Source organism: Acrocarpospora phusangensis, assembly GCF_016862995.1.
Lineage (GTDB): Bacteria > Actinomycetota > Actinomycetes > Streptosporangiales > Streptosporangiaceae > Acrocarpospora > Acrocarpospora phusangensis.
Genome location: NZ_BOOA01000035.1, coordinates 43799 through 64934, shown reverse-complemented (window position 1 = coordinate 64934; position 21136 = coordinate 43799). Strand labels below are relative to the sequence as shown.

28 protein-coding genes are annotated in these 21136 nt (G+C 68.0%); all 28 read right to left on the bottom strand.

Annotated features, from left to right (window positions below; all coding sequences use genetic code 11):
• Entirely contained in the window at positions 1–285 is a 285-nt protein-coding gene (locus Aph01nite_RS21570) for a hypothetical protein (protein WP_204042752.1), read from the bottom strand.
• On the bottom strand, positions 278–742 hold the full coding sequence (locus Aph01nite_RS21565) for a hypothetical protein (protein ID WP_204042751.1): 465 nt from the start codon (positions 740–742) through the stop codon (positions 278–280). Before Aph01nite_RS21565 ends, Aph01nite_RS21570 begins: the two co-directional genes overlap by 8 nt.
• Positions 743–838: 96 nt before the next feature.
• Positions 839–1870 (bottom strand): phage major capsid protein, encoded by a 1032-nt coding sequence (locus Aph01nite_RS21560; protein WP_204042750.1) that lies wholly within the window; start codon positions 1868–1870, stop codon positions 839–841.
• A gap of 134 nt (positions 1871–2004) precedes the next feature.
• A complete protein-coding gene (locus Aph01nite_RS21555) occupies positions 2005–2742 on the bottom strand; it encodes a phage scaffolding protein (RefSeq protein WP_204042749.1) in 738 nt (245 codons plus the stop codon).
• Between the two features lie 11 nt (positions 2743–2753).
• Entirely contained in the window at positions 2754–3602 is an 849-nt protein-coding gene (locus Aph01nite_RS21550) for a putative phage head morphogenesis protein (protein ID WP_204042748.1), read from the bottom strand.
• Entirely contained in the window at positions 3599–5053 is a 1455-nt protein-coding gene (locus Aph01nite_RS21545; protein ID WP_204042747.1) for a phage portal protein, read from the bottom strand. Before Aph01nite_RS21545 ends, Aph01nite_RS21550 begins: the two co-directional genes overlap by 4 nt.
• Positions 5050–6084 carry a hypothetical protein gene (locus Aph01nite_RS21540; protein WP_204042746.1) on the bottom strand — a complete coding sequence of 345 codons (1035 nt, stop codon included), beginning with the start codon at positions 6082–6084 and terminating at the stop codon, positions 5050–5052. The genes Aph01nite_RS21545 and Aph01nite_RS21540 overlap by 4 nt, the downstream gene beginning before the upstream one ends.
• A complete protein-coding gene (locus tag Aph01nite_RS21535; RefSeq protein ID WP_204042745.1) occupies positions 6084–6353 on the bottom strand; it encodes a hypothetical protein in 270 nt (89 codons plus the stop codon). The genes Aph01nite_RS21540 and Aph01nite_RS21535 overlap by 1 nt, the downstream gene beginning before the upstream one ends.
• Before the next feature lie 11 nt (positions 6354–6364).
• The gene (locus Aph01nite_RS21530; RefSeq protein ID WP_204042744.1) at positions 6365–7984 is read right to left on the bottom strand and encodes a hypothetical protein; all 1620 of its coding nucleotides are present in this window, start codon (positions 7982–7984) and stop codon (positions 6365–6367) included.
• A gap of 36 nt (positions 7985–8020) precedes the next feature.
• Positions 8021–8401: a hypothetical protein gene (locus Aph01nite_RS21525; RefSeq protein WP_204042743.1), complete on the bottom strand. Its 381-nt coding sequence runs from the start codon at positions 8399–8401 to the stop codon at positions 8021–8023.
• Positions 8398–8646, bottom strand: coding sequence for an endonuclease VII domain-containing protein (locus Aph01nite_RS21520; RefSeq protein WP_204042742.1), 249 nt, complete (start codon positions 8644–8646; stop codon positions 8398–8400). Before Aph01nite_RS21520 ends, Aph01nite_RS21525 begins: the two co-directional genes overlap by 4 nt.
• Positions 8647–9160: 514 nt before the next feature.
• On the bottom strand, positions 9161–9388 hold the full coding sequence (locus Aph01nite_RS21515; RefSeq protein ID WP_204042741.1) for a hypothetical protein: 228 nt from the start codon (positions 9386–9388) through the stop codon (positions 9161–9163).
• Positions 9389–9425: 37 nt separating this feature from the next.
• A complete protein-coding gene (locus Aph01nite_RS21510) occupies positions 9426–9974 on the bottom strand; it encodes a hypothetical protein (protein ID WP_204042740.1) in 549 nt (182 codons plus the stop codon).
• Positions 9971–10753: a peptidoglycan recognition protein family protein gene (locus Aph01nite_RS21505; protein WP_204042739.1), complete on the bottom strand. Its 783-nt coding sequence runs from the start codon at positions 10751–10753 to the stop codon at positions 9971–9973. Before Aph01nite_RS21505 ends, Aph01nite_RS21510 begins: the two co-directional genes overlap by 4 nt.
• 247 nt (positions 10754–11000) lie before the next feature.
• Positions 11001–11381 (bottom strand): hypothetical protein, encoded by a 381-nt coding sequence (locus Aph01nite_RS21500; protein ID WP_204042738.1) that lies wholly within the window; start codon positions 11379–11381, stop codon positions 11001–11003.
• Between the two features lies 1 nt (position 11382).
• Positions 11383–11628 (bottom strand): hypothetical protein, encoded by a 246-nt coding sequence (locus Aph01nite_RS21495; protein ID WP_204042737.1) that lies wholly within the window; start codon positions 11626–11628, stop codon positions 11383–11385.
• Positions 11625–12155, bottom strand: coding sequence for a hypothetical protein (locus Aph01nite_RS21490; RefSeq protein ID WP_204042736.1), 531 nt, complete (start codon positions 12153–12155; stop codon positions 11625–11627). The genes Aph01nite_RS21495 and Aph01nite_RS21490 overlap by 4 nt, the downstream gene beginning before the upstream one ends.
• An 837-nt stretch (positions 12156–12992) precedes the next feature.
• The gene (locus tag Aph01nite_RS21485; RefSeq protein WP_204042735.1) at positions 12993–13751 is read right to left on the bottom strand and encodes a hypothetical protein; all 759 of its coding nucleotides are present in this window, start codon (positions 13749–13751) and stop codon (positions 12993–12995) included.
• A gap of 157 nt (positions 13752–13908) precedes the next feature.
• Positions 13909–14217: a hypothetical protein gene (locus tag Aph01nite_RS21480; protein WP_204042734.1), complete on the bottom strand. Its 309-nt coding sequence runs from the start codon at positions 14215–14217 to the stop codon at positions 13909–13911.
• A gap of 223 nt (positions 14218–14440) precedes the next feature.
• Positions 14441–14692, bottom strand: a complete 252-nt coding sequence (locus Aph01nite_RS21475) for a hypothetical protein (protein ID WP_204042733.1) — start codon at positions 14690–14692, stop codon at positions 14441–14443.
• Entirely contained in the window at positions 14689–15111 is a 423-nt protein-coding gene (locus tag Aph01nite_RS21470; RefSeq protein ID WP_204042732.1) for a hypothetical protein, read from the bottom strand. The genes Aph01nite_RS21475 and Aph01nite_RS21470 overlap by 4 nt, the downstream gene beginning before the upstream one ends.
• Positions 15104–15529 carry an SLOG family protein gene (locus tag Aph01nite_RS21465; RefSeq protein WP_204042731.1) on the bottom strand — a complete coding sequence of 142 codons (426 nt, stop codon included), beginning with the start codon at positions 15527–15529 and terminating at the stop codon, positions 15104–15106. Before Aph01nite_RS21465 ends, Aph01nite_RS21470 begins: the two co-directional genes overlap by 8 nt.
• On the bottom strand, positions 15522–15947 hold the full coding sequence (locus Aph01nite_RS21460; protein ID WP_204042730.1) for a hypothetical protein: 426 nt from the start codon (positions 15945–15947) through the stop codon (positions 15522–15524). Before Aph01nite_RS21460 ends, Aph01nite_RS21465 begins: the two co-directional genes overlap by 8 nt.
• A gap of 304 nt (positions 15948–16251) precedes the next feature.
• The gene (locus Aph01nite_RS42800) at positions 16252–16662 is read right to left on the bottom strand and encodes a helix-turn-helix domain-containing protein (RefSeq protein WP_444978690.1); all 411 of its coding nucleotides are present in this window, start codon (positions 16660–16662) and stop codon (positions 16252–16254) included.
• Positions 16652–18094 (bottom strand): replicative DNA helicase, encoded by a 1443-nt coding sequence (locus Aph01nite_RS21450; RefSeq protein WP_204042729.1) that lies wholly within the window; start codon positions 18092–18094, stop codon positions 16652–16654. The genes Aph01nite_RS42800 and Aph01nite_RS21450 overlap by 11 nt, the downstream gene beginning before the upstream one ends.
• A complete protein-coding gene (locus tag Aph01nite_RS21445) occupies positions 18091–18654 on the bottom strand; it encodes an ATP-binding protein (protein WP_204042728.1) in 564 nt (187 codons plus the stop codon). Before Aph01nite_RS21445 ends, Aph01nite_RS21450 begins: the two co-directional genes overlap by 4 nt.
• On the bottom strand, positions 18651–18998 hold the full coding sequence (locus tag Aph01nite_RS21440; RefSeq protein ID WP_204042727.1) for a hypothetical protein: 348 nt from the start codon (positions 18996–18998) through the stop codon (positions 18651–18653). Before Aph01nite_RS21440 ends, Aph01nite_RS21445 begins: the two co-directional genes overlap by 4 nt.
• 635 nt (positions 18999–19633) lie before the next feature.
• The gene (locus tag Aph01nite_RS21435; protein ID WP_204042726.1) at positions 19634–21031 is read right to left on the bottom strand and encodes an HNH endonuclease; all 1398 of its coding nucleotides are present in this window, start codon (positions 21029–21031) and stop codon (positions 19634–19636) included.
• Between the last annotated feature and the right edge of the window lie 105 nt (positions 21032–21136).

Below are 21136 nucleotides of genomic sequence, written 5' to 3'. Positions count from 1 at the left end.
TCAGCTCTCCACCTTCGTGCAGCGCCAGGCGGTGTAGTTCGGCTTCGGCTCGCCCGTGACCGGGTCAGGAACGGGCTCGCCGTGCTGATCGACGTGCGGATCGAAGCCCTCGAAGGCGTAGCTCACCGGGCCGTCCGCCCCCTCGATGGTGACGGTGACCTTGGCCGTACCTGCCGCAATCTCCCGCGTGAGGAATGAGAGAGCGAACGTGTGCTCTTCGGGCCAGCCGCCGATCGGCCGGAGCGTGCCGTCCTGCCGCCGGCGGAGGACGAGTGATCTAGCCACGGGGTGCCTCCAGAGGGACCGTGTAGGTGAGGTCGAGTCCGGTGCCGTCCTCGTTGGCCTGGATGCTGGTGCACTTGGCCTCGCCCGCCACGGTGTGGCCGGCCGCCTCGGCCGCCGCCGCCGCGGCTTGGGCGTTCGCGTAGTGCCACGCCACGTCGTCGAGGTAGAGCGCGGGCTGCTGGATGGGGAGCACCCAGTCGTAGACCGAGGCGCTCCCCGCGGAGTCGGCGGCGGTCGGCTCGGGCTTGCCGGCGTCTTCGGAGGGTTCGTCACCCCAGTCGTCGGGGTCCTCGTCCACAAGGTCGACGGGGACGACCGCGTCCGCTGGTGCGGGCTCCTGCCCCGTTCCCAGACAGGCCTCGCCATCGCTGCCCGGATGCTTGTACAGCCTGCCGGCGTTGGTCAGCCTGACATCGTCGGTCCCGCACTCCGGGCAGCGGCCCTTCGCGTCGCTCACCTGCTCGTCCCTTTCGTGTCGGGCCCGGGGCCCCAGTCCTGGGGATCTGGGGCCCCTAGCGCACCCTCAGCGCCCCTCCGCCGCACCAACGGAGGTCTACAGGTCCTCAAGGACCGCGAACGCGGCCTCGTGGGCGACCGCGAACCCACGACGGGACCGGATCTTGAGGACGGCCTGGTCGGTCAGGAAGCCGATGCCGGTGTCGGCCCCGGCGACGTAGGACTCGGGGCCGGACCGGACGCCCTTGTACAGGTAGTCGCGGTTGCCGACGATCAGCAGCTGGTTGCCGGTCGGGTTGGAGGTGTTGGTGGCGTGAGTCTTCGCCCCCAGTGACCAGGCGATCTCGTGTCCGAACAGCGTGGACGGCGTGCCCTTGTCCCCGCCCTGGCCTTCCACGAAGATCGGCCGCTGCTGGGAGTCCACGATGCCGCGCAGCTTCTGCTTGTAGCCGGGGTGGGCGATCACCAGGGCCTGGGAGTCGTCCCAGTAGTCGCCCTGCTCGGCGAGCCCCAGCACGTTGGACAGGTTCGCGTAGGTGACGGCAGAGCCGGAGGCGCTCGCCACGTAGTTGGCGTCCGCGGTGTACCCGGTCTCGGAGTTCGTCGTCCGGAGCGACTTGTAGAGGCTCGTGAACAGGATCGTGGTGCCGTTCTCCGCGCCGGTCGTACCAAGGCATGCCTGGTCGTAGAACTTGGCGTAGCTAGTCGCCCAGTCGCGCTTCTTGGTGTTCAGGATGTCGACCAGGGTCGAGTCCTGGAGGTCCTCGTCGTCCAGGCGTAGCGCCTTGCCCATCTTGCGGGCTCGCAGGATCACCTCGTCGTTGTTGCTGGTGTCCTCGCCGTAGGTGCCGCCCTTGGCGATGCCCTCAACGTCCATGCCCGCCGACCGGGGGACGCTGCGGGTGAGGGTCGACATCGCCCACGGGCGAGCGAACCGCTCGACCACGGACATCTGGTTGACGCGCTGGATGACCTCACCCGAGAACTCCTCGGGGATCCAGTCGTCCACGTTGTTGACCGCGCCACCACCAGCCAGGTAGATGGGGCGGCCATCCTTGCGGTAGCCGATCAGGTCGCCCGGTTCGGGCATCCAGCCGATGGGGGCGAGCCAGCCGCTCTTACGGGCCACGGTCGGGTCCTTCATCCTCGGTAGCGATGGGATCTGGCCCGTCCGGGTCCGTTTACCGCCGCCCCGTCCAGGGCGGTCTACCAAGGAGATCGACACGAGGTACCCGCCGCGCAAGCGCGGCAGGATCGGCCCTCCTACACCGCCTTGCCGAGCAGCTTGGCCGCCTGGAGCTCGCTGGCGGTCGGCGGCTTCTTCGACGGCGGCTTCCGGTCAGCCCCGTCGGCGCCCCTACTCGGCGGGCGGCGCGGCTCCGGCTTCCCGTCGCCCTTGGGCGCCTCAAACAGCTCCGGCCACTCCTCCTTCAGGCTGGCCAGCTGACCGTCCAGTCCGGACACCTCGCCGTCCTCATCCACGTCGACCTGCTCCAGGTCCACCAGCTTGAGCGCGCCCTTCACCCGGGAGGGCAGGACGCCCGCCTCCAGCAGGGCCGCCCGTACCGAGATCGGCTTGTAACGGGCGTCGGCCGTCTTCCTGGCCTCCTCGGCCGCTTCACGGCGTGCGGTCTCCTCGGCGGTCTCCCCCTGCCGCCTCAGGTCCTCCAGCTCCCGGTCCCTCTCGCGAAGCTTCTTCTTCGCCTCATCCCGAGCGGCGATCACCTTGGCCAGTTCGGAGCGCGGCACGGTGTCGCCCTTCGCGGGCTTCGGCTTCTTCCCCTCGTCGGGATCCTCTTGCGGATCAGCTTCGGGGTCGCCCTCCGGATCGGCCTCGGGGTCGTTCTCCGGGTCGGCCTCCGGATCACCTTCTGGGTCGTCGTCTCCCGAGCCGCCCACGACCGGCCACATGACGCGGCCCGACGGCATGACAGCCAGCGCCCGCAGGCCAGTCCACGGGTGGACCGGCAGGGTCTTGGGCTGGGTGTTTGTGCAGTCCATCCGGACTCCTCTCATCGTGGGCGCCGTCCAGCGCCCGCAGGTACTTGGCGGCCGCGCAGGAACCGGCCCGCCGCAACAGCCGCGCGGCCGTACTCCTCGACCGACCGGGGGAGGCCAGCGCCGCGGCGGAGCAGCCGGTCAGCAGCGCGCACCCGGGCCGCACCCGATTCGCCCGGCATGCTGAAGCCGCGGACCACACTCCGCCGGGCCTCCCGCTGCAGGGCCGCCGAAGCTGCGCTCATGTCGCCGATGACGACGCGGATCCGGCACCGGCAGTGAGGGTGCCGGGGCGGGTGGCCGTCGAACTTGTCCCACTTCAGCGGCTTGTCGCCGTAGGTCACGCTGGCCGGGAACCGGCGGCCGGGCGGCATGATGTGGCCGGACAGCCGCTGGCAGGTCAGGCAGGCGTCCCGCTCGGCTATCCACATCACCTCGGCGTCCGGTCGCCGCCGGGCCACGACCTCCGTGCCTGCGGCGACCGCGCGCGTGACGAGGCCCTGCCCGACGTCAGCGAGCTGGTCGGCAGCGCGTTCGGCGACCTGCCGCCGGGGGCGATGTTCGAGGTCGGCCACCGCGCGGGCGACGACCCGCTCGATGGGGGGCGTCACGGGCGGCAGCACGGCGGGCGGGATGACGACGCGTCGCGGGCGCAGCCCGGCCAGGGCTTGGGCGATCCGGGCCCCGAGCTGGGCCGCACCCACGACCACGCCCCTCAGGATGTCGGCCAGCCTCCGGGCCAACGACCTGAGGCGGCTTGCGTCCACCCCGCCGGCGAGGGCGTCGGCCACGATCCGGCGTACCCGGGCGGCCGTCGAGTCCTCCAGGTCTGTGATCTCGCGCTCGGCCTCGTCGGGCGTCACGTGTCATCCCCGGGCGGAGCGGGTGGCACCGGGACGGGAATGGGCGGTTCTTCTCGGGACGGCCTGCTCCAGTCGGGTCCGTTCGGCTGGTCCTCGGTGTAGCCCCACGCGGTGACCTCGGCGTCCGTGTAGCCCGCCTCCAGGAGTGTCTGCCGGACCGGCACGCCGGCGTCCTGACGGGCTTGGACGGCCTGCCAGAACTCCAGGTCGTCGGTGGCCTGTGGGGGCGCCCACTGGACAGCGACCTTGGCTGTCGCGCCGAGGATGCGCAGCGCAAACTCGAAGGCGTCCTTCCAGGTCGCCCCGAAGGTGCGTGCGATGAACTTGGCCTTCTTGCTGAGCGGCGCGTCGTCCGCCCTCAGGCTCTCGCCGGACGGGACATCGCCGGACGGGTCGAACCACCGGCTCGGCGTGGTGGTGGTCGCGGCCATGAACCGCATGAACTGGCCCTGCGGCTTCAGGAACGCGTCGGGGTCGGCGGGGGCGAACTGGCCGACCTCCTTGTAGTGCCGCAGGTTCCACATGCTGCCCGGGGACGCGACGAGCTGGGAGTCGCGGTCCTCCGGCTCGGTCTCGTCTTCGTCGCCCCAGTCGATGTCGTCGTCCGAACCGGCCGTCGGATCGAGAAGGCCGTACCGCTGAGGGAACGCGGCGAAATCCGAGGCCGCCATCTGGTTCGTGATCAGTTTGGTGATGGCGTCCTGCGACCCGTACGCGCCCTTGTGGACGGGCCGACCGTAGGGGCGGCGGGTCCGGAAGTGGAAGAACGGCGGGCGGCCGTACGGGTTGTCGATGTGGCCTTGCTCGTCGGTGTGCTCGTCGGTGTACGGCTCGAAGTCGGCGGCCGTCAGTCGGTCCTCGTCCTTGCCCCGGGAGTCCGGCCTGGTCACCCATTTCTCGCAGTGATCGGCGTAGTAGAGGTTGACCCGGGTCTCCGTCTCCTTGCCGTCCCCCCGGCACCATGCCTTGATGACCAGCCGTATCAGGCGCGGGTTCTCGTCGTCGTAGATCGCCCGGCAGGTCAGCGGGGAGTTGAAGAAGATGTCGACGCCGTCGATTCTCGCGACCTGTTCGCCGTCCGCTTCCTCGTCGCGGCTGCTCTCCGAGGGCCAGACGAACAGGTAGCCGTCGCCGAATGTCAGCGTCTTGTCGTGCACTTCCGGGTACTCGATGTCGAGCTCGTTGGCCTCCCAGACCGCCGTCTCGAACAGCGCGGTGTGCTGGTCGGGGGTGCAGACGACGCCTGTGATCTCCAGCCGGTCGAGGACGGCGTCAACCGGGCGCGCGGCCAGATTCACGGCGAAGTCCTTGGTGCCGCCCCGGAGCGCCCGCTGAATCGCGGGCGAGGCGAACTTCTCGGGGGCTTCGCCCTCCCGGTACATCTCGGCTTCCTCGTACGCCGGACGAGCCGCGCGGAGTTCAGCGAGTGCGGGGATCAGATCCTCGATCACGTGGCCACCCGATATCCACGCCGCACCCGGTCGGCCGTCAGTGCCGACGCGATGCAGGCGGCGGCGACCATCGGCCACCCGCCGTCCTCGACTGCCGCGTCCGGGACCTCGACAGCCGAGCTCCACACCCCGCCGCGATCCTCCCCTGGCCGGGTAGGGATACCCCCCTCGGCCGTCCAGTCCACCACCCACGCGTACCGCTTGCGGCCTCGACGGCGGCCGAGAGTCTGCCGCTGAAGTTGGACGGTCGCCTCGTGGTCATCGCCGTGGGGCATGCGGACCGTGATCTGTTGGGGCTCGCCGACGTTCTCGTAGTTGTAGCGTTTCGGCCCGTAGATGTGCTCGATCAGGTCGAGGCTGATGCTGCCCTGCATCCACTTCGGGTCGTCCCGGGACCACTCGTTTCGTTTGGCCCACAACTTCCAGCTGATCCGCCACTCTCCAGCTGAGAGTTCGATCCCCCGGGAGTCGTATCCGACTGGGTTCAGTCGTCGCTGGAGCCAGGTCCCGAAGCTTCCGAAGGAGAGGTAGAGCGCCCCGAATGGCCAGATCTGCAGGTGGGCGGCGACCTTATTCTCGGAACCCGCATTGCCGATCTTCAGTTCTACGCTGAACGCCCTGAAGGTACGGCCGACCACCAGCTCAGCCGACACGTCGCCGGTCGGCTTCTTCGGCCAAGGTCCGGGCTTCCTCTCGCCAGTACAGATCAGTTCGGCCACGCGCTCGACCGTGGCCCGGTCGAGCTGCCCGGATGGCTCCACGAACGGCCCGTCATACCGCTGCCCGAGGCTCCACACCGACTCGTCGAGGTTGCCCTGGGGGTCGGGGCGCACGCCGCACCGGTCGCAGCACACCCACCGCGCCGCGTGCAAGCCAGGCCGGACCGGGCCGTACCCGTCCACCACCGGGCGGTGACCGAAGATCCGGCACCAAAGGACCGAGCGCGGCAGGCCGTGCAGGTAGAAGCTGCGGTGCATCCACGCCTTGGCCGCGCCGCCGTGCTTGCCGTGGTTGGTGACCCAGGCGTACATCAGCCCACCCGCTCGAACAGGACCGCGAACGTCTCCGGCGCCCAGGCCGTGACCGTGCCCTCCAGTCGCACCAGCTTCCAGCCCGGCCTCACCTGAACGGGCGTGACCGGGTTGTCGGGGGTGTTGAGCAGGAGCATCTTCACGCGGTTCTCGGTCACCCGGACACCTGCGTATTCAGGGCCGAGCGACGCGAATCTGAGGAACTCGACGACGTCATCGAGGTTGTCGCCCATCCATGTGATGACCTCGACCTCGGCAGGTCGGGTCATGTAGCGGCGGATCATGCGGCACCTCTCGTGTAGCTGGTCGTGGTGGCGCTGGCCCGCCGCGGCTTGGGCCTGGCCAGGAAGTAGCGGACCCCGGCACCGACGGCGTCGATCAGGTCGTCGTGGAGGACGTGCGGGTAGGCGCACATCTGCTCTTCGGCCTCGGGAAGCTTCTCGGCGTGGAGCACGCGCCCGCGCTGGTAGTCGTTCAGCAGCCAGGTCGCCCGTACGTGCTTCGGCGCCGACTCGGTGTGGACGAGCAGCCGCACCGGCAGGTCGTGAAGCACGCTCCGCCAGGTGTCGCCGCCCTGGTTGACCTCGATCCGGACCGCGCCGATCTCCGGGAAGACTGTGAGGATCTCCAGGACCTTCTCCCGAAGCCGCTCCGGCGTCATGCGTAGGGCGCGGGCGTAGCGGACCACGCATCGGGGCATCGGTTTCGTGCCCCGATACTCATCGAATGCGGCCACGGCGGCGGCGATCCCATGCCCGGCCTCGGGCGGGCGCACGCCGCTCGATCGCTCGTAGGCGACCACGGCCAGCCCGTAGAAGTCCGAGGTGCGGGACGTCGACACCGCAGGGTCGATCTGGAGCAGCACGCGGGCCGCCTGGACGTCGCCGTACCGGAAGTCCTCCTGGGTCCAGTAGTCGCCGTCGACCGCGACCGGCTGGTTCAGGAAGTTCTTCTTGTAGGACCTGGTGCGCTCGATCGAGCGCAGGTAGTCGAGCGGCCACTTCGCCGGCCAGATGCTCCGCTCCTCACCGTCCTCCGTCTTCACGATCGGCTCGAAGTAGTGGACCTGGAAGCGTTCCTCCTCGATCCAGTCGGCCGGCTTCTCGGTGGTGGTGACCGTCTTGACGAGTTGGTGCACGATCGAACCCGGCATAGTGACCGTGCCCACCAGGGCGACGTGTGCCGTCTCGGCCATCGGGAGCACCGTGTCGACGATCGTCGTCAGGCGCTTCTTCGCCTGGTACGGGGTGTAGTTCGACTCGTCCGGCTCGACATCATCGAGAATGATCAGGTCCGGTCGGAGGTTATCGGCGTTGACCAGGCCCAGCACCTCGGAGTCGAGGCCGCGCGCGGCGAAGGAGAACCCGGACCGGGTGTAGAGCATCTGCCGCGAGTCGGCCACGGGCGAGCCGTTCGGCCGCCGCGCGGGAGCGCACAAGTCCGGGAAGTCTTGGCGGAGCAGCTGGTTGGTGTCCATCTCGTTGCGGACCGCGCTGACATGGCCTTCCGCCTGGGTGGCTGACGAGGAGAATGCCGCGACGAAGCGCAGGTGCCCGTGCGCGGCGGCCCAGAGCGGGAGAATCTTGAACGCCCAGCTGGACTTCCCCGACTCTCTCGGCGCGACCATGGCATGCCGCTCTTCACGCGGGCCTGGCTTGCGTAGCCACCGGCGTGCGTGGCGGCACAGCCACAGGTGCAGGTCGGCGAACGAGACCTTGCCGTCGTGCTTGATCAGGTGCGGCGTGTAGAGGACCGCGAACAGGAGCGGGTCGAGGCGGGTGAGCGCCCGACGGCCCTCTGCCGATTCGAGGAGGCGAGGGTCCACGCGTTCCAGCACGTACGCCTCCAGGTCGAACGTGGACGCGTCCACGTCGGCCAGGTAGGTGTCGGTGATGGTCACGGGGTCTCGCCTCCTCTCCGCTTTCGACGGGTGCGGTCAGCGCACGATCTGGCGTCGGGCTCGCACGAAGTCGGGGGCAGGGTCGGCTGTCGGCGTCAAGCCGAGCGGCATCAGCAGCATGAGGACGACATTGAGGGCGGCCACCGCGGCGCCCGCCGACTCCTGCGAGAGCGGCAGGCCGAAGGCGATCATCCCGGTGAGGATCGTCTGCACTCCCCCGGTGAGGGCGCTGACGACGAACGGCCGGGTTGCGATGGCGACCCACGCGGCGACGACGCCACCCGCGATGGTCATCACGACCGCGGCGGCTTCCTCGCTGAGCCCCCACGCCTGGACGAGCGGGAGCGTGGTGGCGAAGGCGAGTACGGCCTGGAGCGCGTGCAGCCACGCGGCCGGTTCTCTTCCGAATATCTTCATGTGCTGTTCCTTTCGAGGTAGGCCGCAGCCTGGATCAGCCGTTGGCGGTTGTCTTCGAAGTGACCGATGGCTGTATTGCAAGGGCGGCAGAGAAGCCCCCGAACCCGGCCGGTCGCGTGGCAGTGGTCGACGTACAGCGGGCCCTGCTCGTCGTTGTGTGCGCGGTCGCAGATGGCGCAGGCGAAATCCTGATCGGCAAGCATCTGGTCGTAATCAGCCAGCGAGATGCCGTATCGCTTGACCAACTTCCGTTCACGGCTCCGCTGACGCACCGCCTCGGTGGCGTTGCGAGCGGCGCAGCGGACCGATGTGCAGGGCTTGCACTGGGATGCCCATCCGTCCCGCCCGGCGGACGTCCGCCGGTGGAACTCGTCGAGAGGCTTCGTCTCCCCGCATGTGGCGCACTCCTTCTTGCCCTGCGCTACGAGGTGTGCGTACTCATTGCTCCTGCGGTGGCTCTTGGTGGAACAGGCCACGCTGCAGAAACGCCGGGTAGGCCGACTTGGAACGAATGACTCTTGGCAGTACTCACAGGTACGCTCGCTCACGCGAGCACCTCCAGTCAGGTGATCGCCGCGCCCGGGGAGTGTTACAGCACTCGCCCGGGTTTCGAATGTCAGTTCATTTTCCCAGGTGAATCCGACGTTTTTGTGGCAAGCCCGCAGAAGACCGTCGGGCTCGCGACCGAAGATCTTCACGTGCAACCTCCGTTGGAGGGTAGGGGCCGCACTTCCAAGTGGCGGCCGAGTTTGTGGGGGGTCAGTCCTCGGCCGGGGTGAAGTCGAGGTAGTAGCACTTGCCGGGCTCGAAGACGACGTCCGGGTTGTCCACCGAGATGCTCAACTCGCCGATGGGGGTGTACCTGGCGTAGCGCTGGTTCTCGGGGATGCCGTCGTCGGCTACCGCCCCGAATCGGTAGGTGCGCTGCTGGGCGTTGGGCCCGTAGGTCTCCACTGACCGGCACCGGAACTTGGCTCGGACACTCATGGCGCATTCCTTCTGCGGGAGGGGGTTGGCGGCCGAACTACTCGTTGACCGGCTCGGAGGCGGCGATCTCGATCGTGGCTGTTCCGGCCGGGACCACGTCGACCGCGAGGGTGGCGGACAGGTTGAGGTTCGGGATCGAGGCGGTGAGCACCGCGGAGCCGGGCGCACCGGACACCACCCATGCCGACTGGGTGTCCTCGGAGATCTGCAAGGTGGCGACGGCCTCGTCGCTGATGCCCCACTCGATCGTCTCGTGCGTGTCGAAGCCCGAGGCGTCCTCGGTGTCGACCTCGACGAAGAACTTCTGTCCCGTGTTCATCTGCATGGTGGTGGCTCCCTCTGGAGGGTTGATGGATGTCGATGTCGCCTCTTCGACGATCACGACCGGCTTGAGGCGGATGACGGTGGTGCCGACGATGAAGGCGGCGAGTACGTCGGCGGTGTGGCGGACGCGCCGTTCTGCGAGGCGGATCGCTCCGCACGCGCAGACGCCGGTCTGCAGGGGCGGCAGGCCGAGCGCGGCGTGCAACTGGACGGCCGCTGTGACGGCCGCGGCGCGGGCGTTCCGCTGCTCTGTGGGCGTCATGTCTCGTCCTGGTCGGCGAACGCGGCCCGCCAGGTGAGGCGGCCGACGATCCCGTCGTCGTCGAGGTCGGCCCTCCTCTGGAAGGTCTTGCAGACATCACGGGAGCGCTGCCCGTACGCGCCATCGGCGGCGAGTTCGAACCCGTGGGCATCGCGCATCTGGCGCTGCCACTGCATGACGTCCGAGCCGCGGGTGATGGGCGGGAACTCCAACAGCCGACCCGGCCAGCTGGGCGCGTTCGACGGGGGGCTCGCCGGCGGCGGAACGATTCCCGGCCTCGGAGCGCCGGCCTTGACCCACGCGTAGAGCGGCTTTCCGGGGCAGTCGGTGGAGTACCCGTCCCGGTGGCCTTTGACCTCCCGTCCCGCGCCGCCCTCGGCGCGCAGCCATTCGATCGCGTCGAGGATGCCCAGCAGGAGGTCGTCGGTCGGTTCCACCAGGCCGGAGTTTCCGGCGAGGGCGCATACGGCGTAGTGGCCGCTGTTGAGCCCGGCGCCGTTAGCGGCCGGGACGACGTGAGGGCCTCGGGCGACGAACACCTTGCGGTGCCAGCAGGTGAGCGCGCTGTACCCCGTGTCGATCCACCCGTTGCCGAACTGGTGGTGATCCTGGATGGCCTGCACCGCGGCGACACAGCGGCTGTGGTCGTCCAGCATCCTCGGGTCGATGCGCCCGCCCGTGTAGTGCACCTTGACGCCGCGCGTGGAGGTCAAGCGGGAGTAGGCGCCGCGTGGTGCGCGGGCTCCCCACGCCTTCCTAGTGACCAGGTCGATGCTCATCGCGAAGACTCCATGTCGTCGATCTCCCTGGTAGGAGGTGGTTGTGATGGCCCGACGTAAGGGGCGAGCCAGGAAGCCGAAGCTGGGTAGCGGGAAGCGGTTCGCAGCGTTGTCCCGCTCGCTGAAGGCGCGCGGCGCCCGGAATCCGAAGGCGCTCGCCGCGGCGATCGGCCGGAAGAAGTACGGCGCGAAGAAGATGGCGGCGATGTCTGCCGCCGGACGGAGGCGAGCGCGCCGGCGGTGACCTTCATCGGGGCCCCTCCGGCTGGCCGTCGTGGAGCAGGTAGGCGACCAGGTCGGGGTTCTCGCGGAGCGCGGCGAGCAGGTTCGGGGCTATCGCCCTGACGGCGCGCTCCTCAACATCCGCGAGGCCCGCCTTGGCGTCCACGTCCGCGTCCACGCCGGCGACGCGCAAGCACTGGTGGAGGATCTCGTGGAGGAGGGTTTCCGCCTGGTAGTCGGGCGGGTTGTCCTCACGCAGCACGATCTTCTGCGTGGAGCCGTTGGAGAAGCCGGCGTAGTTGGTGTGGTTCTCGCTGTCGGCTTTGTGAATCGCGTCGTTGGAGACCACGACCCCGTACCGGGCGTAGCCGATCTTCACCCGCGTGGGGATCACCGGGGTGGGCACGTCAGCCCACCTCGATCGGCTGCGTCAGCACGACCAGCTCGGCAGCTCCGAGGGTTTCCGCGAGGCCCGCGAGCGTGTCGTGGTCGTCAGTGGAGAGTGCGCCGCCCGTGACGACGAGCACGAACCGGCCATCCGGCAGGGCCAGGACTTGGAGGCGCATCACGCTGGTGATGGGCTGCGGCTCAACGGCCGCAGCGTGCAGGCGGAATCTGTCCTGAACCACGGTGACCACGTCGTCGTCCCTCATGCGCCTTCGCCCTTCAGTCGGGCTTCCTCCACGGCGGTCTTCGCTCTTGCTTCCGTGACGAGCTGCATCAGGGCGAGGTCGGTCGGGTCGACGGGGGTGACCGTGACGTCGGCCTTGATGACGGCATCCAGGCCGAGGAGGCGGGAGCGGCGTTCGGAGATCCTGACGAGCCGGTCGATCGCGGCCAGTTTCGGGGCGAGGTCCCGCATCGGGGCCTCGGTTTCCGGGTCGTAGATGACCTTGCCGTGCTGGACGAGCACGTGCTCTGCGACGAGCACCTCGTAGGCCTTGGCCGTGTAGTCGTCGAGGCGGTCCAGCTCGATCCGGCGGTACTCGTCCGTGAGCGGGTCCAGCCTGGCGGCGGAGTACTCAGTGAGCAGTTCGTGCACAGTCGAGCCGGCCAGGTCCAGCTCGCGGGCGATGACCGCGATCGTCAAACCTTGCAGCCGCAGTTCGTACGCCTGTGCGGCGCGTTCAGCGCGCTGCTCGCCGTTCATGCGGCGGCTTGCGCGGTAGGTCCTCGACATCCGTCGTCTCCCTGGTCGTCCGACCCGGTATGGAGGCGGTCCCCGTCCGGGGTGCCTTCACAGGGTGAGATCGACGGGAGAAGGGCGGGGCGCAAGCGTTCGCTGTTCTACGTTCGCGCGACGAACTTGATCGGCGGGAGGGCACGCCGTGGGGCATCTTCCTGCGCAATCACGACGAGCCCGTCCCTGGACGTACGCTGCGGGTTTCCTGGCTCATCCCGACGTGAGGGCCTGGTGGGTGGTGGATATCGTGTCGCCCGCTTACTGGGGTTTTGCCTAGCTGCGCGGGAATTGACACTTGTGCGGCGGGGGATAGCGTCGTGCCGCCGAACACAGAGGGCAGCCTCCGTGCAGGGAGGCCGCCCAATGATCCCCTGCTCGTTGCCAAGAAAGGAGTCGCCGTGACTCTACCCACGGACGACGTCGGCCATCACCAACCGGGACCGCTCCTGTCCCGTCGCGCCGTGTTGATCCTGTTTTCAAGCGTGGTCTCGGGGTTGTCCATCGCTGGACTGAGCGTGCTGGGCGGAGTCTCGGTCCCGCTCGCCGCGATAGCCGGCCTGACAGCCCTGGCCGCGGTGGCGGCAGGGCTGCACTACCTCATGGACTAGTCGGTCCTTGGATGCCCGTACGGCGGAAAGCGAGTCAGTGGGACTCTCCAGGTGTGGAAAGCTCGGGTCGCGTATCCCGCTGTACGGAGCTCGGGACTGGGCGGCTCCGATTCCCCTCGGGGCCGCCCAGTCTTCTCAGCGGCGGGTCCACATGGACGACTGGTTGTCGCGGACCCCGGCGAGGGTGCGGCCTAACGACCGTAACCTGCGGGCTACTGACACTCATTCACGGTTCTATGTCCGGATACGGCAGAGGCGACGGCTCTGTGCCGAAAGTCTCCTCCATCTGCCGGTTCAGAACATCCTGCCTAACCACAGTGGCGATGGAATCCAGGGCATCCGATACATCGAGGGCCGCCTGGGCATACGCGATTGCCTCTCCCTCAACTGGGGAGTGCCCGCCATGGGCAACATCGTTGCGTAACCTCCGAAGGTCTTGGAAGACACGCTCTAGCGACGCGGGCACGATATCTGCAGTAACGAGAACGCGAACCAACTTCGCTGTGGGGGTCGAAGCTATGAGGTCCGACTCGCGCGAGTAGGAGGCCAAACGGCTTGATACTTGATCTACACTGGCGAGTCGCCGCAGCGCATCCTCCACAGCTTTCCAAGACGTGATCACGGCTCCTGCGGGTCCATGAGCCTTTAGCAGTTCCCCCGGGGATGACTTCAGCGGTCGCCGCTGAATCGTTCCCGAGACTCTCGTCGGCGCGAACGACGTCCCACTCCAGCGTGCCGCGCCAAGGTCTGGGATTGAGGGTTCGGCTGATGATGCACCCGTGCGAGCCACGAGCGTCTCGACATCTTCTTCGACCTGGCTGAGGATCTGCCCGAAAGTGATCTTTTGGCCGAACCCTTCGACGCTACTCAGCTTTCCGAGAAGACCAGCGATGGGTTTCCGGAAGATCAGAAAAGCTACCAGGACAGCGCATGGCCACGAAAAGACCTGGCCAAGTATCGCTACAGAGAATTGTCGCCAATCCATTCAACCATGTTGCCTGGTTGTTTGCCTTTGTGCACGACCCGAAGCCCACTTGTCCGGAACAAACCCGTCCCGAATGTAGGACAAGATCCCATAGGGGGCCAGCCTCCATGTAATTACCAGCCAGTACGGGTGCGAACTGCTACTTCCTGGCACTACTTCACGGTTCAATGTCCGCCGGCGTGTCTCTGTAGATGCCCATCGCGCCGCCCTCGGTGTGGGTGAAGGACTGGCTCCTTGCGGTACCGTCCAGGTCTCGCAGGACCGCCACGTAGGCGATCGTTGCGTCGAGGAACTTCAGGTGCTGCCCGACCTCCGGATCCTCGGGCGGGCCGGCCGAAGCGACCACGGCCCGAGCGGATTCGAGGTCGACGGTGTCTGCGGCTGCGATGAGCTGACTCGCCAGGGCCTTCAAGCCACTGATCAGAGGTGCGTAGCTGGCGGCGTCAACCTTGATCGGGGTGCTCATGGATCCATCCTTGTCGACTCCGGGGCTACGCACGAGAGCGCAGCCAGTTTGAACCACGACCGCTCCGCCGACATCCACGCACGGTCGAAACTTCCGAACCCTTGGCGCTGAACCAGCCGAACGCCCTCGCAGGAGATCCAGTACTCCCACTCCCAGCGGTGCGGGCGTCGGTGGCGCGGCGCCATCCGGCGGCAGGGGTAGCAGTAGGTGCGGAAGCGGACCTTCACGCCTGCCACCGCCAGAGTTGGCCCGCCTTGTTGGCGTATGCCTCCATGGCCCGCTCGTCAATCACATAGGCGGTTCCCGGCGGACAGAGTGCATCGTTGACCAGGACCTTGTAGAGGCCACCCAGCCAGAGTCGCCCCAGCGCCTCGCGGATCGCTGACTCGTCGGCAGACGCGCAGACGACGGTCCGTTCGGAGTCCTTTAGTGCCTGAAGCCAAGACTTGAGGTCGGCAAGGATCTGGTCGCTCACGTCTGCTCTGCCCCCGGGTCGAGCGCCGTGCTCACCATGTCCGCGAGGGAGCGCCACCGCTTCTCCTCGCCGGATGCGCCCGCAGCCTGCGCCTCAGCGGCTCGGACGTTCAACTGGTCGACGAGGTCCATGACTCGGCTCAACGTCAGCTCCATCTCGGACACCCGTTCCACAGCGCCATCGTGGTCGAGTAGGAAGCACCTGCTCTCCTCTGCCAGCAGGTCGAGGATGCGGTTCGCCCACGCGAGACGCTTCTCGGGTGAGGCATCATTCCAGCGGCGGATCCACGCGGCAGGGTCGAGCCGTACGCCTTCGGCCACGGGCTTGGAGGCTTCGCCGGCGCGGAGGCGCGCGACTTCGGCCTCAGCCCGGACGGCCCTCAGCTCTGCAGCCGGAAGCATTGCGTCGGTCTCAGGCATTGGCCATCACCCCGAACCGCTGCGTGGGGATGCCCGCCCGCTCGGCCAGGCCCGCGGTGTAGGACGTGCCGTGGGAGCCGTGCGGGCGTTTCCGTTGGCACGTCGACTTCACGCACAGGTCGATGAACGCCAGGCAGAGGTGCGCCCCGGCGTCCACCATCTCCTCGTCCCGTTTGGTGAAGGCGCTACGGCCCCACCGGTGCCGATCCGCGGGGTGGCGTTCCGGCTTGAACCCCCAGCTGCACAGGAGTGCGTCCGCGATCGAGTCGGCGCCCTGCTCGCAGTCGCCGTGCACCCAGAGGATGTTCACGCCGAGCATCACGGCATCGTGCCAGGTGTCCAGCAGGACGGCCGCCAGCATCAGGACGTCTTTCCAGGTGCGGGAGCCGGTCACAAGGACGCGGAGGGTGTCAGGCATCGACCGCCCCGCTCAACCGTTCAATGGCGAGCTCTGCCGATCGGCGAAGCCTCTGCTCGGCAAAGGCGACCTCGCCTGCGCGGCGCTGAAGAGCGACATGGTCACGGGTGTACTCGCTGAGCGCCTCGCCGATCTCCTCGGCGCTCATCCGGGCCAGGTCGAGGCCCGCCCATCCGCTGATCTTGCAGCCGAGTGCCTTCTCCAGCAGCTCCAGTAGCCTCAGGTTCTCCTGGAGGCCATGGCTGAGCGCGGTCTTGCCTCGGGCCTTGCGATCCTCCTCGACCGCCCGGTAGATCTCGTCGCGCTGGCTCTGCCGGATCTGGTCGATCTCGCGGAGCCGGATGTTGTCCGTACGGGACACGAGCGCGGTCATCAGCGCCAGCGACAGATTCGGCGTCCTGGTCTCCGGCTGTACCACTACCCGCATGCGACGCCCCGAGGATCGCGGCTCCATCAGCCCCCATCCGGGCGGAACCTCCTCAGGTCTGATCAGGCCGGGCGGAGCGACCACCCAGAAACGCGACGAATACTCCCACCAGGCATCCGCCTTGCCAGGGTCGCCCTCGTCAAAGTGATCGCCGCACTCGGAGCAGCGGCCGGGGAGGCAGGCCGCGAACCACCTGCTCGGGGGCGCCGGTTCCGGTTCGGGCTCCGGAGCAGGGCGGCAGTGCGCGCACTCCGACGTGATGCGCTCAGTCAGCTCGCACCGTACGGCTGCGGTGTCAGGCACTTCGCCCCACCTCCGCGGCTTCAGCGAGCTGGGCACGGATGTAGGCGGCCACCGTGGACTCCGGGATGCGGATCGTCTCGCCCACCTTGATGGACGCCAGGGCGCCCGTATGCACGAGGCGGTAGATGGTCATCTTGCTGACGCGCAGCGCCTTGGCCACCTCCACCACCGTCATCCACCGGATCGCCAGCAGCCCGGCCGTCGCCGCGTGTTCGCGGAGGAACGCGGCAATCCACTCGCGGGTCCTGGTGTCCACCCAGGCGGGGACCTGCCGCATCAGGACGCTCATGGCTGCGTCGGCCTGGACGTCGTCCGGCAGGGCGAGACGGCCGGCGACACCCTCCACCACGGCGCCGATGTCCCGACGGGCGAGGGCGTTCTGCAGGTCTCGGTCACTGGCCAACGTTGGCCTCCCAGGGTCGGTAAGGAGCGGGCTGTGAAGACTTCGGCGGATCGGTGCGCACGGCGCGCAGATCGGGGCGCCCCCGCGGCTCTTCGACCTTCGCGAAGTCGGCGAACTTGCCGTAGTGGAGCTGGTTGACCACGGTGATCGTCGTGATGGGGCCGTTCCGGTTCTTCGCCACGATCAGGTCGGCCGTGCCAGCGCGGGGGCATTCGACGTCGTAGGCATCGTCCCTGTGGAGAAGGATCACGATGTCGGCGTCCTGCTCGATCGCCCCCGACTCTCGCAGATCCGCGATGACCGGGCGCCGGTCGGAGCGCTTCTCGGGGTCGCGGTTGAGCTGGGACAGCAGCACCAAGGGCACCTGAAACTGCTTCGCCAGCAGCTTGAACTCCCGGGAGAGACCCGACACCTCCTGCTGCCGGCTCTCCGCTTTCGGCGGTGTCATCAACTGCAGATAGTCGACCACCACCAAGCCCAGCGGTCCCGACCGGGACAGGGTCCGCAGCACGGTACGTATCCGCTCGATGGAGCACCCCGGCGTGTCGTCGATCACTAGCGGGGCCGCCGCGATCCTCGACCCCGCCTCCGCCACCCGGTCCAGGTCGTTCGCCGATACCTGCATGTCCCGGATCGACTTGAGCGGGACCTGGGACTCGGCGGACACCATGCGAGTGAGCACGTCGCGGCGAGACATCTCCAACGTGAACATCACCGAGCGCTTAGCCTGCCGCAGCGCGGCGGACCGGAGGAGGTCGGTGGCCACTGTCGATTTCCCGATCGCTGGCCTCGCCCCCACGACGACCACCTCGCCGGGCCGCAGCGCCGTCAGCAAGGCCGCAAGATCCAGGTACGGCGGAACCACGCCCGGGACCGCCTCCGGCGGATTCTCCAAATCCTCCAGCAGGGACACCATGTCGTCGGCGACGCTCGGAGGCAGGTCGCCCACCCGGCCGGCGGCCACTTCGTCCAGGCGCTTACGGATCAGATCCAGCGTGGCGTCGCCATCCCACCGATCTTCCTCGGTCTGCTGTGTACCCCACCCCAGAGCCGCCCGGGTGTTCCGCCGATCCGCATCCTCCCTCACCTCGCGAGCACACCAGCCGATGGAGTCGGGCAGCGCCGCGTGCGGCATCAGGTCATGCAGGTAGGCGCCGCCGCCGACCCGGGCGAGTTCCCCACGGTCCTGGAGTTCAATCAGCACGGCCGTCGGCTCGACCTTCCGGCCGTCGTCCAGCACTGCCTTCGCGGCGGCGAACACCAGCCCCGCTCGGCTGTAGAAGTCATCGGGGCGGAGTAGGGTGACCGCCTCCTCCAGGCAAGCCTGCGACTGGATCACGGCCCCTGCGATCGCCATCTCCGCCGCGAGCACGCCCGGACCTGCCGTCCACCCCTCGAAGAACCCCTCGACGCCCGTCGAAGCCTCGGTCATCCGGCCGCCCTCCGGTCCGCCCCGTCCAGAACCACGACGGTGGCCTCGTGCCCCAGCCGGGAGGTGATGCGTTCCGCGCGCTCGCCCAGGGCCTCGTCGAAGTCCTCCAAGTTGGAGGTGATGCCGGTCGGCCGACCCCACGACCAGCGCTCGTCAACGACCGGGGACAGGCAGTCCACCGCCCACTCGTTGATCCGCGTGGACCCGAAGTCGTCCAGCACCAGCACGCCGGCCCGGCGCATCACGCGGAGCGCCTGCCGGTCGACGGGCGGCCCCACCGCCTCCTGCCAGTCGGCGGCCGTGGCGAACACGATCGTGTCCGCGTACCCGGCGGCCACCGCGCGCTCCAGGACCTCCCACAAGCTCCAGGTCTTGGTGGTGCCGGTGCCGCCGACGAGCACCATTGTGCGGGCGGTGCCGTCGAACAGGCGGCTGCCCCACTCGGCGATCTCGTCGCGGAGTGGGCCCTTGTGCCGGAGCAGCAGCGGGCGCCGGGCCTGGAATTCGGCGAGGCGGCGCAGACGGCGTTGGTCCTGCCAGTCGTCAAGGGGCGTGATCATGTGCGGTTCCTGTTCCCGAAGACCTTGGATTTGTCGTAGGTGCCACGAGCAGGGAAGGCGGCGACGGGGCGACGTGTGGCCCTGGCCTGTTGCTCTTGTGCCTTGTCGATCCAGTTGCGCCAAGCGGCGAGCCAGTCGCGGCAGCGGCGGTCGTTCTGGTGGGCGTGGTTGATGAACCGGAAGGTCTCCCGGTCGAGGTCGACGTCGTAGCCCTTGTCTGCGGCCCACTTCCGCATCGCCGGGGTTACGGCGAAGTCGGCGGGGATGGGCCGTTCTGGCTTGCGACGTGACGGCTTTGACTCGGGATCTTCTTCTTGCTCGCGCCGCCGCGCAGCGGCGCGCAAGTCGAAGAGTTGACCAGAGGAAGAATCAGAGAGATCAACTTCCTCACTTACATCACCACTACTAAAGAACTGGGAGGTCCCCCGGGGGGCCTGCTGAGAATTCTCAGGCGGACCCCCGGGGGTCTCCCTGAAATCGGCCCCCTGAGGCTCAGGGGGCCGATTTCTAGTACCCTGAGCCGAATTCTCAGGGTCGTAGATATCGGCCCCCTGAGAATTCTCAGCCGGGCCCCCGGGGGACCCACTGACTTCTACTTCGCCCTCGGTCTCAGCAGGGTCCCCGGGGAGCCTGCTGAGGTCGGCAGCCATCCCGTTCTCAGTCGGTTCCCCGGGGGTCCGACTGAGAACCCGCCCGAGAATGGCCGCCTGGAACACCGCTGTCTGATGTTTCTGCCCGCGCGCCAACTGCACGAGGAATCCGGAATCAATCGTGGCCCGGATCTTCTCCCCAACCTTTCGCGGATTCCGGCCAAGGACTCCCGCCACCTCTTCGCGCGGCACTGAAACGCGCCCTGACGCGTCCATGTAGAGAGCGAGGGTCATTAGAAGCACGCGCACCGAATCGGTAATCTGCGTGCTTCTGAGAACCTCCCGCAGCCAATGAGCGCGATAGGTCCCGTCGCTGAGGAGCGGGGCGTTCACGTGGTGTCGGCTCCTTCTATCGGCCGGTAGTCGCGCACCGTGAAGCGCGTGCCTTTGGTGTTCGTGTAGGTGCCGTCCACGAGCTGCTCCAGGTGCTGCTCGCACACTCGATGGCCTTCGTGTCCGGGCTCGTCCCCAACCGAGCAACAGTCGAGTTCGACGATGTAGGCACGGAAGCTCGCCACACGGGGACATGCTTCGATGTGCTCCCCGCGGGACTCACACATCCGGGGGTGTCTGTAGCCGGACCTGGCCAGGCGAATGTTCACGCCGACGTACTTGATCTGCAGGTCTTCGGAAAGCGGAGCCGAGTCTCCCCAGGGGTCCGGTTCCCGGCACGCCGCGACATACCCCAGCCACTCCGCCCGAGCCTCAAGGGAAAGCCCGTCCATGAGGCTGCGAGCGTGGCCAACGGCGAGCCAGTGCGCGAGTTGCCCGTAGTACTGGGCGTCACGAAGTTGGGCAGGCCGCGACATGATCTCGTCACCAAGGACGGCCACAGCCTGGTTCCTAGCTGTGTCGATCTCCTGATCGGAGAAGCTTTCGAGAAGGTCGGATACGGCGCGCGTGAGGGAAAGGACTGCCCACCGAGAGGTGCTCATCGCATCCAGTCCGGCGTGGATGGTGATCTGGTCGTCCGAAGGTGGCGGATCGAAGTCCGCGAACAGCTCGTCGTCGTACCATTCGCGAGCCTCGGAGATGAGCACCTCGACGGCGTCCGCCTGGAACCAGGAGAGCAACTCGTTGGCGAGGCTGACCCGGCCGGGAATCAGACGGTGGTCAAAGTTCGGCTCGTAGTCCTCGTCGCTGGGGTCTTGCTCCGGGCGGATGGCCTCAGCGGCGGCGGCCTGAAGCTCGCGAACCTTGCCCCAGGCGATCCCACAGAAGTAGCGCCAGACGTCTGCCGCCCTGATCTTCTTCCTGGACATGGCGATATCCAGGCAGTCCTTGAGGATCGGGAGCGGCAGCCCCATCGCGAGGAACCTGCTGATGGACTGCTGCCATCCTGGGTCCCTATGCACGGCGCGCCCACCGGCACCACCCTCGGCGAGGGTCCACGCGTTCCACCACTGATCAAACTGGGCATGCTCCGCAGCCTGACTTTCCCGCGCAGCCAGCATCCTCTCCGCTGCGGCTTCGATCGCCTGGGCCCACCGAGCCGCATCGCCGGCGACCTTCGCCACGGTGGCCGCGTCCGGCGGTGTAGCGGCCTTGCCCGAGTTGCAGGGGTCGCAGAGTGTCTGCAGGTTGGACGCCTCGTCCGTGCCCCCGAGAGCCTCCGCCAGCACGTGGTCGACCTCAAGTTCGACGTTGGGCGCCTTCGCGCCGCAGGCCTGGCAGGTGTAGTTGTCCCTGCGCAGGATCTGCATGCGCAGGCTCTTGCTAACGGCCATCGCGGGCTCCCGTCCGTGGGCTACGGGCCGGGCGAATCGCCGGCTTGGGAGCACTCTGAACCAGCCAGCGTGCTTGCGCCTCAGCTCGACCAGGTCTGTGGATAA

Excerpts from the sequence above, each read along its gene's own strand:
- Aph01nite_RS21555 (WP_204042749.1), bottom strand. The coding sequence starts at position 2,742 with ATGGACTGCACAAACACCCAGCCCAAGACCCTGCCGGTCCACCCGTGG.
- Aph01nite_RS21540 (WP_204042746.1), bottom strand. The coding sequence starts at position 6,084 with ATGTACGCCTGGGTCACCAACCACGGCAAGCACGGCGGCGCGGCCAAG.
- Aph01nite_RS21535 (WP_204042745.1), bottom strand. The coding sequence starts at position 6,353 with ATGACCCGACCTGCCGAGGTCGAGGTCATCACATGGATGGGCGACAAC.
- Aph01nite_RS21525 (WP_204042743.1), bottom strand. The coding sequence starts at position 8,401 with ATGAAGATATTCGGAAGAGAACCGGCCGCGTGGCTGCACGCGCTCCAG.
- Aph01nite_RS21515 (WP_204042741.1), bottom strand. The coding sequence starts at position 9,388 with ATGAGTGTCCGAGCCAAGTTCCGGTGCCGGTCAGTGGAGACCTACGGG.
- Aph01nite_RS21510 (WP_204042740.1), bottom strand. The coding sequence starts at position 9,974 with ATGACGCCCACAGAGCAGCGGAACGCCCGCGCCGCGGCCGTCACAGCG.
- Aph01nite_RS21505 (WP_204042739.1), bottom strand. The coding sequence starts at position 10,753 with ATGAGCATCGACCTGGTCACTAGGAAGGCGTGGGGAGCCCGCGCACCA.
- Aph01nite_RS21495 (WP_204042737.1), bottom strand. The coding sequence starts at position 11,628 with ATGAGGGACGACGACGTGGTCACCGTGGTTCAGGACAGATTCCGCCTG.
- Aph01nite_RS21490 (WP_204042736.1), bottom strand. The coding sequence starts at position 12,155 with ATGTCGAGGACCTACCGCGCAAGCCGCCGCATGAACGGCGAGCAGCGC.
- Aph01nite_RS21485 (WP_204042735.1), bottom strand. The coding sequence starts at position 13,751 with ATGGATTGGCGACAATTCTCTGTAGCGATACTTGGCCAGGTCTTTTCG.
- Aph01nite_RS21480 (WP_204042734.1), bottom strand. The coding sequence starts at position 14,217 with ATGAGCACCCCGATCAAGGTTGACGCCGCCAGCTACGCACCTCTGATC.
- Aph01nite_RS21470 (WP_204042732.1), bottom strand. The coding sequence starts at position 15,111 with ATGCCTGAGACCGACGCAATGCTTCCGGCTGCAGAGCTGAGGGCCGTC.
- Aph01nite_RS21465 (WP_204042731.1), bottom strand. The coding sequence starts at position 15,529 with ATGCCTGACACCCTCCGCGTCCTTGTGACCGGCTCCCGCACCTGGAAA.
- Aph01nite_RS21450 (WP_204042729.1), bottom strand. The coding sequence starts at position 18,094 with ATGACCGAGGCTTCGACGGGCGTCGAGGGGTTCTTCGAGGGGTGGACG.
- Aph01nite_RS21445 (WP_204042728.1), bottom strand. The coding sequence starts at position 18,654 with ATGATCACGCCCCTTGACGACTGGCAGGACCAACGCCGTCTGCGCCGC.
- Aph01nite_RS21435 (WP_204042726.1), bottom strand. The coding sequence starts at position 21,031 with ATGGCCGTTAGCAAGAGCCTGCGCATGCAGATCCTGCGCAGGGACAAC.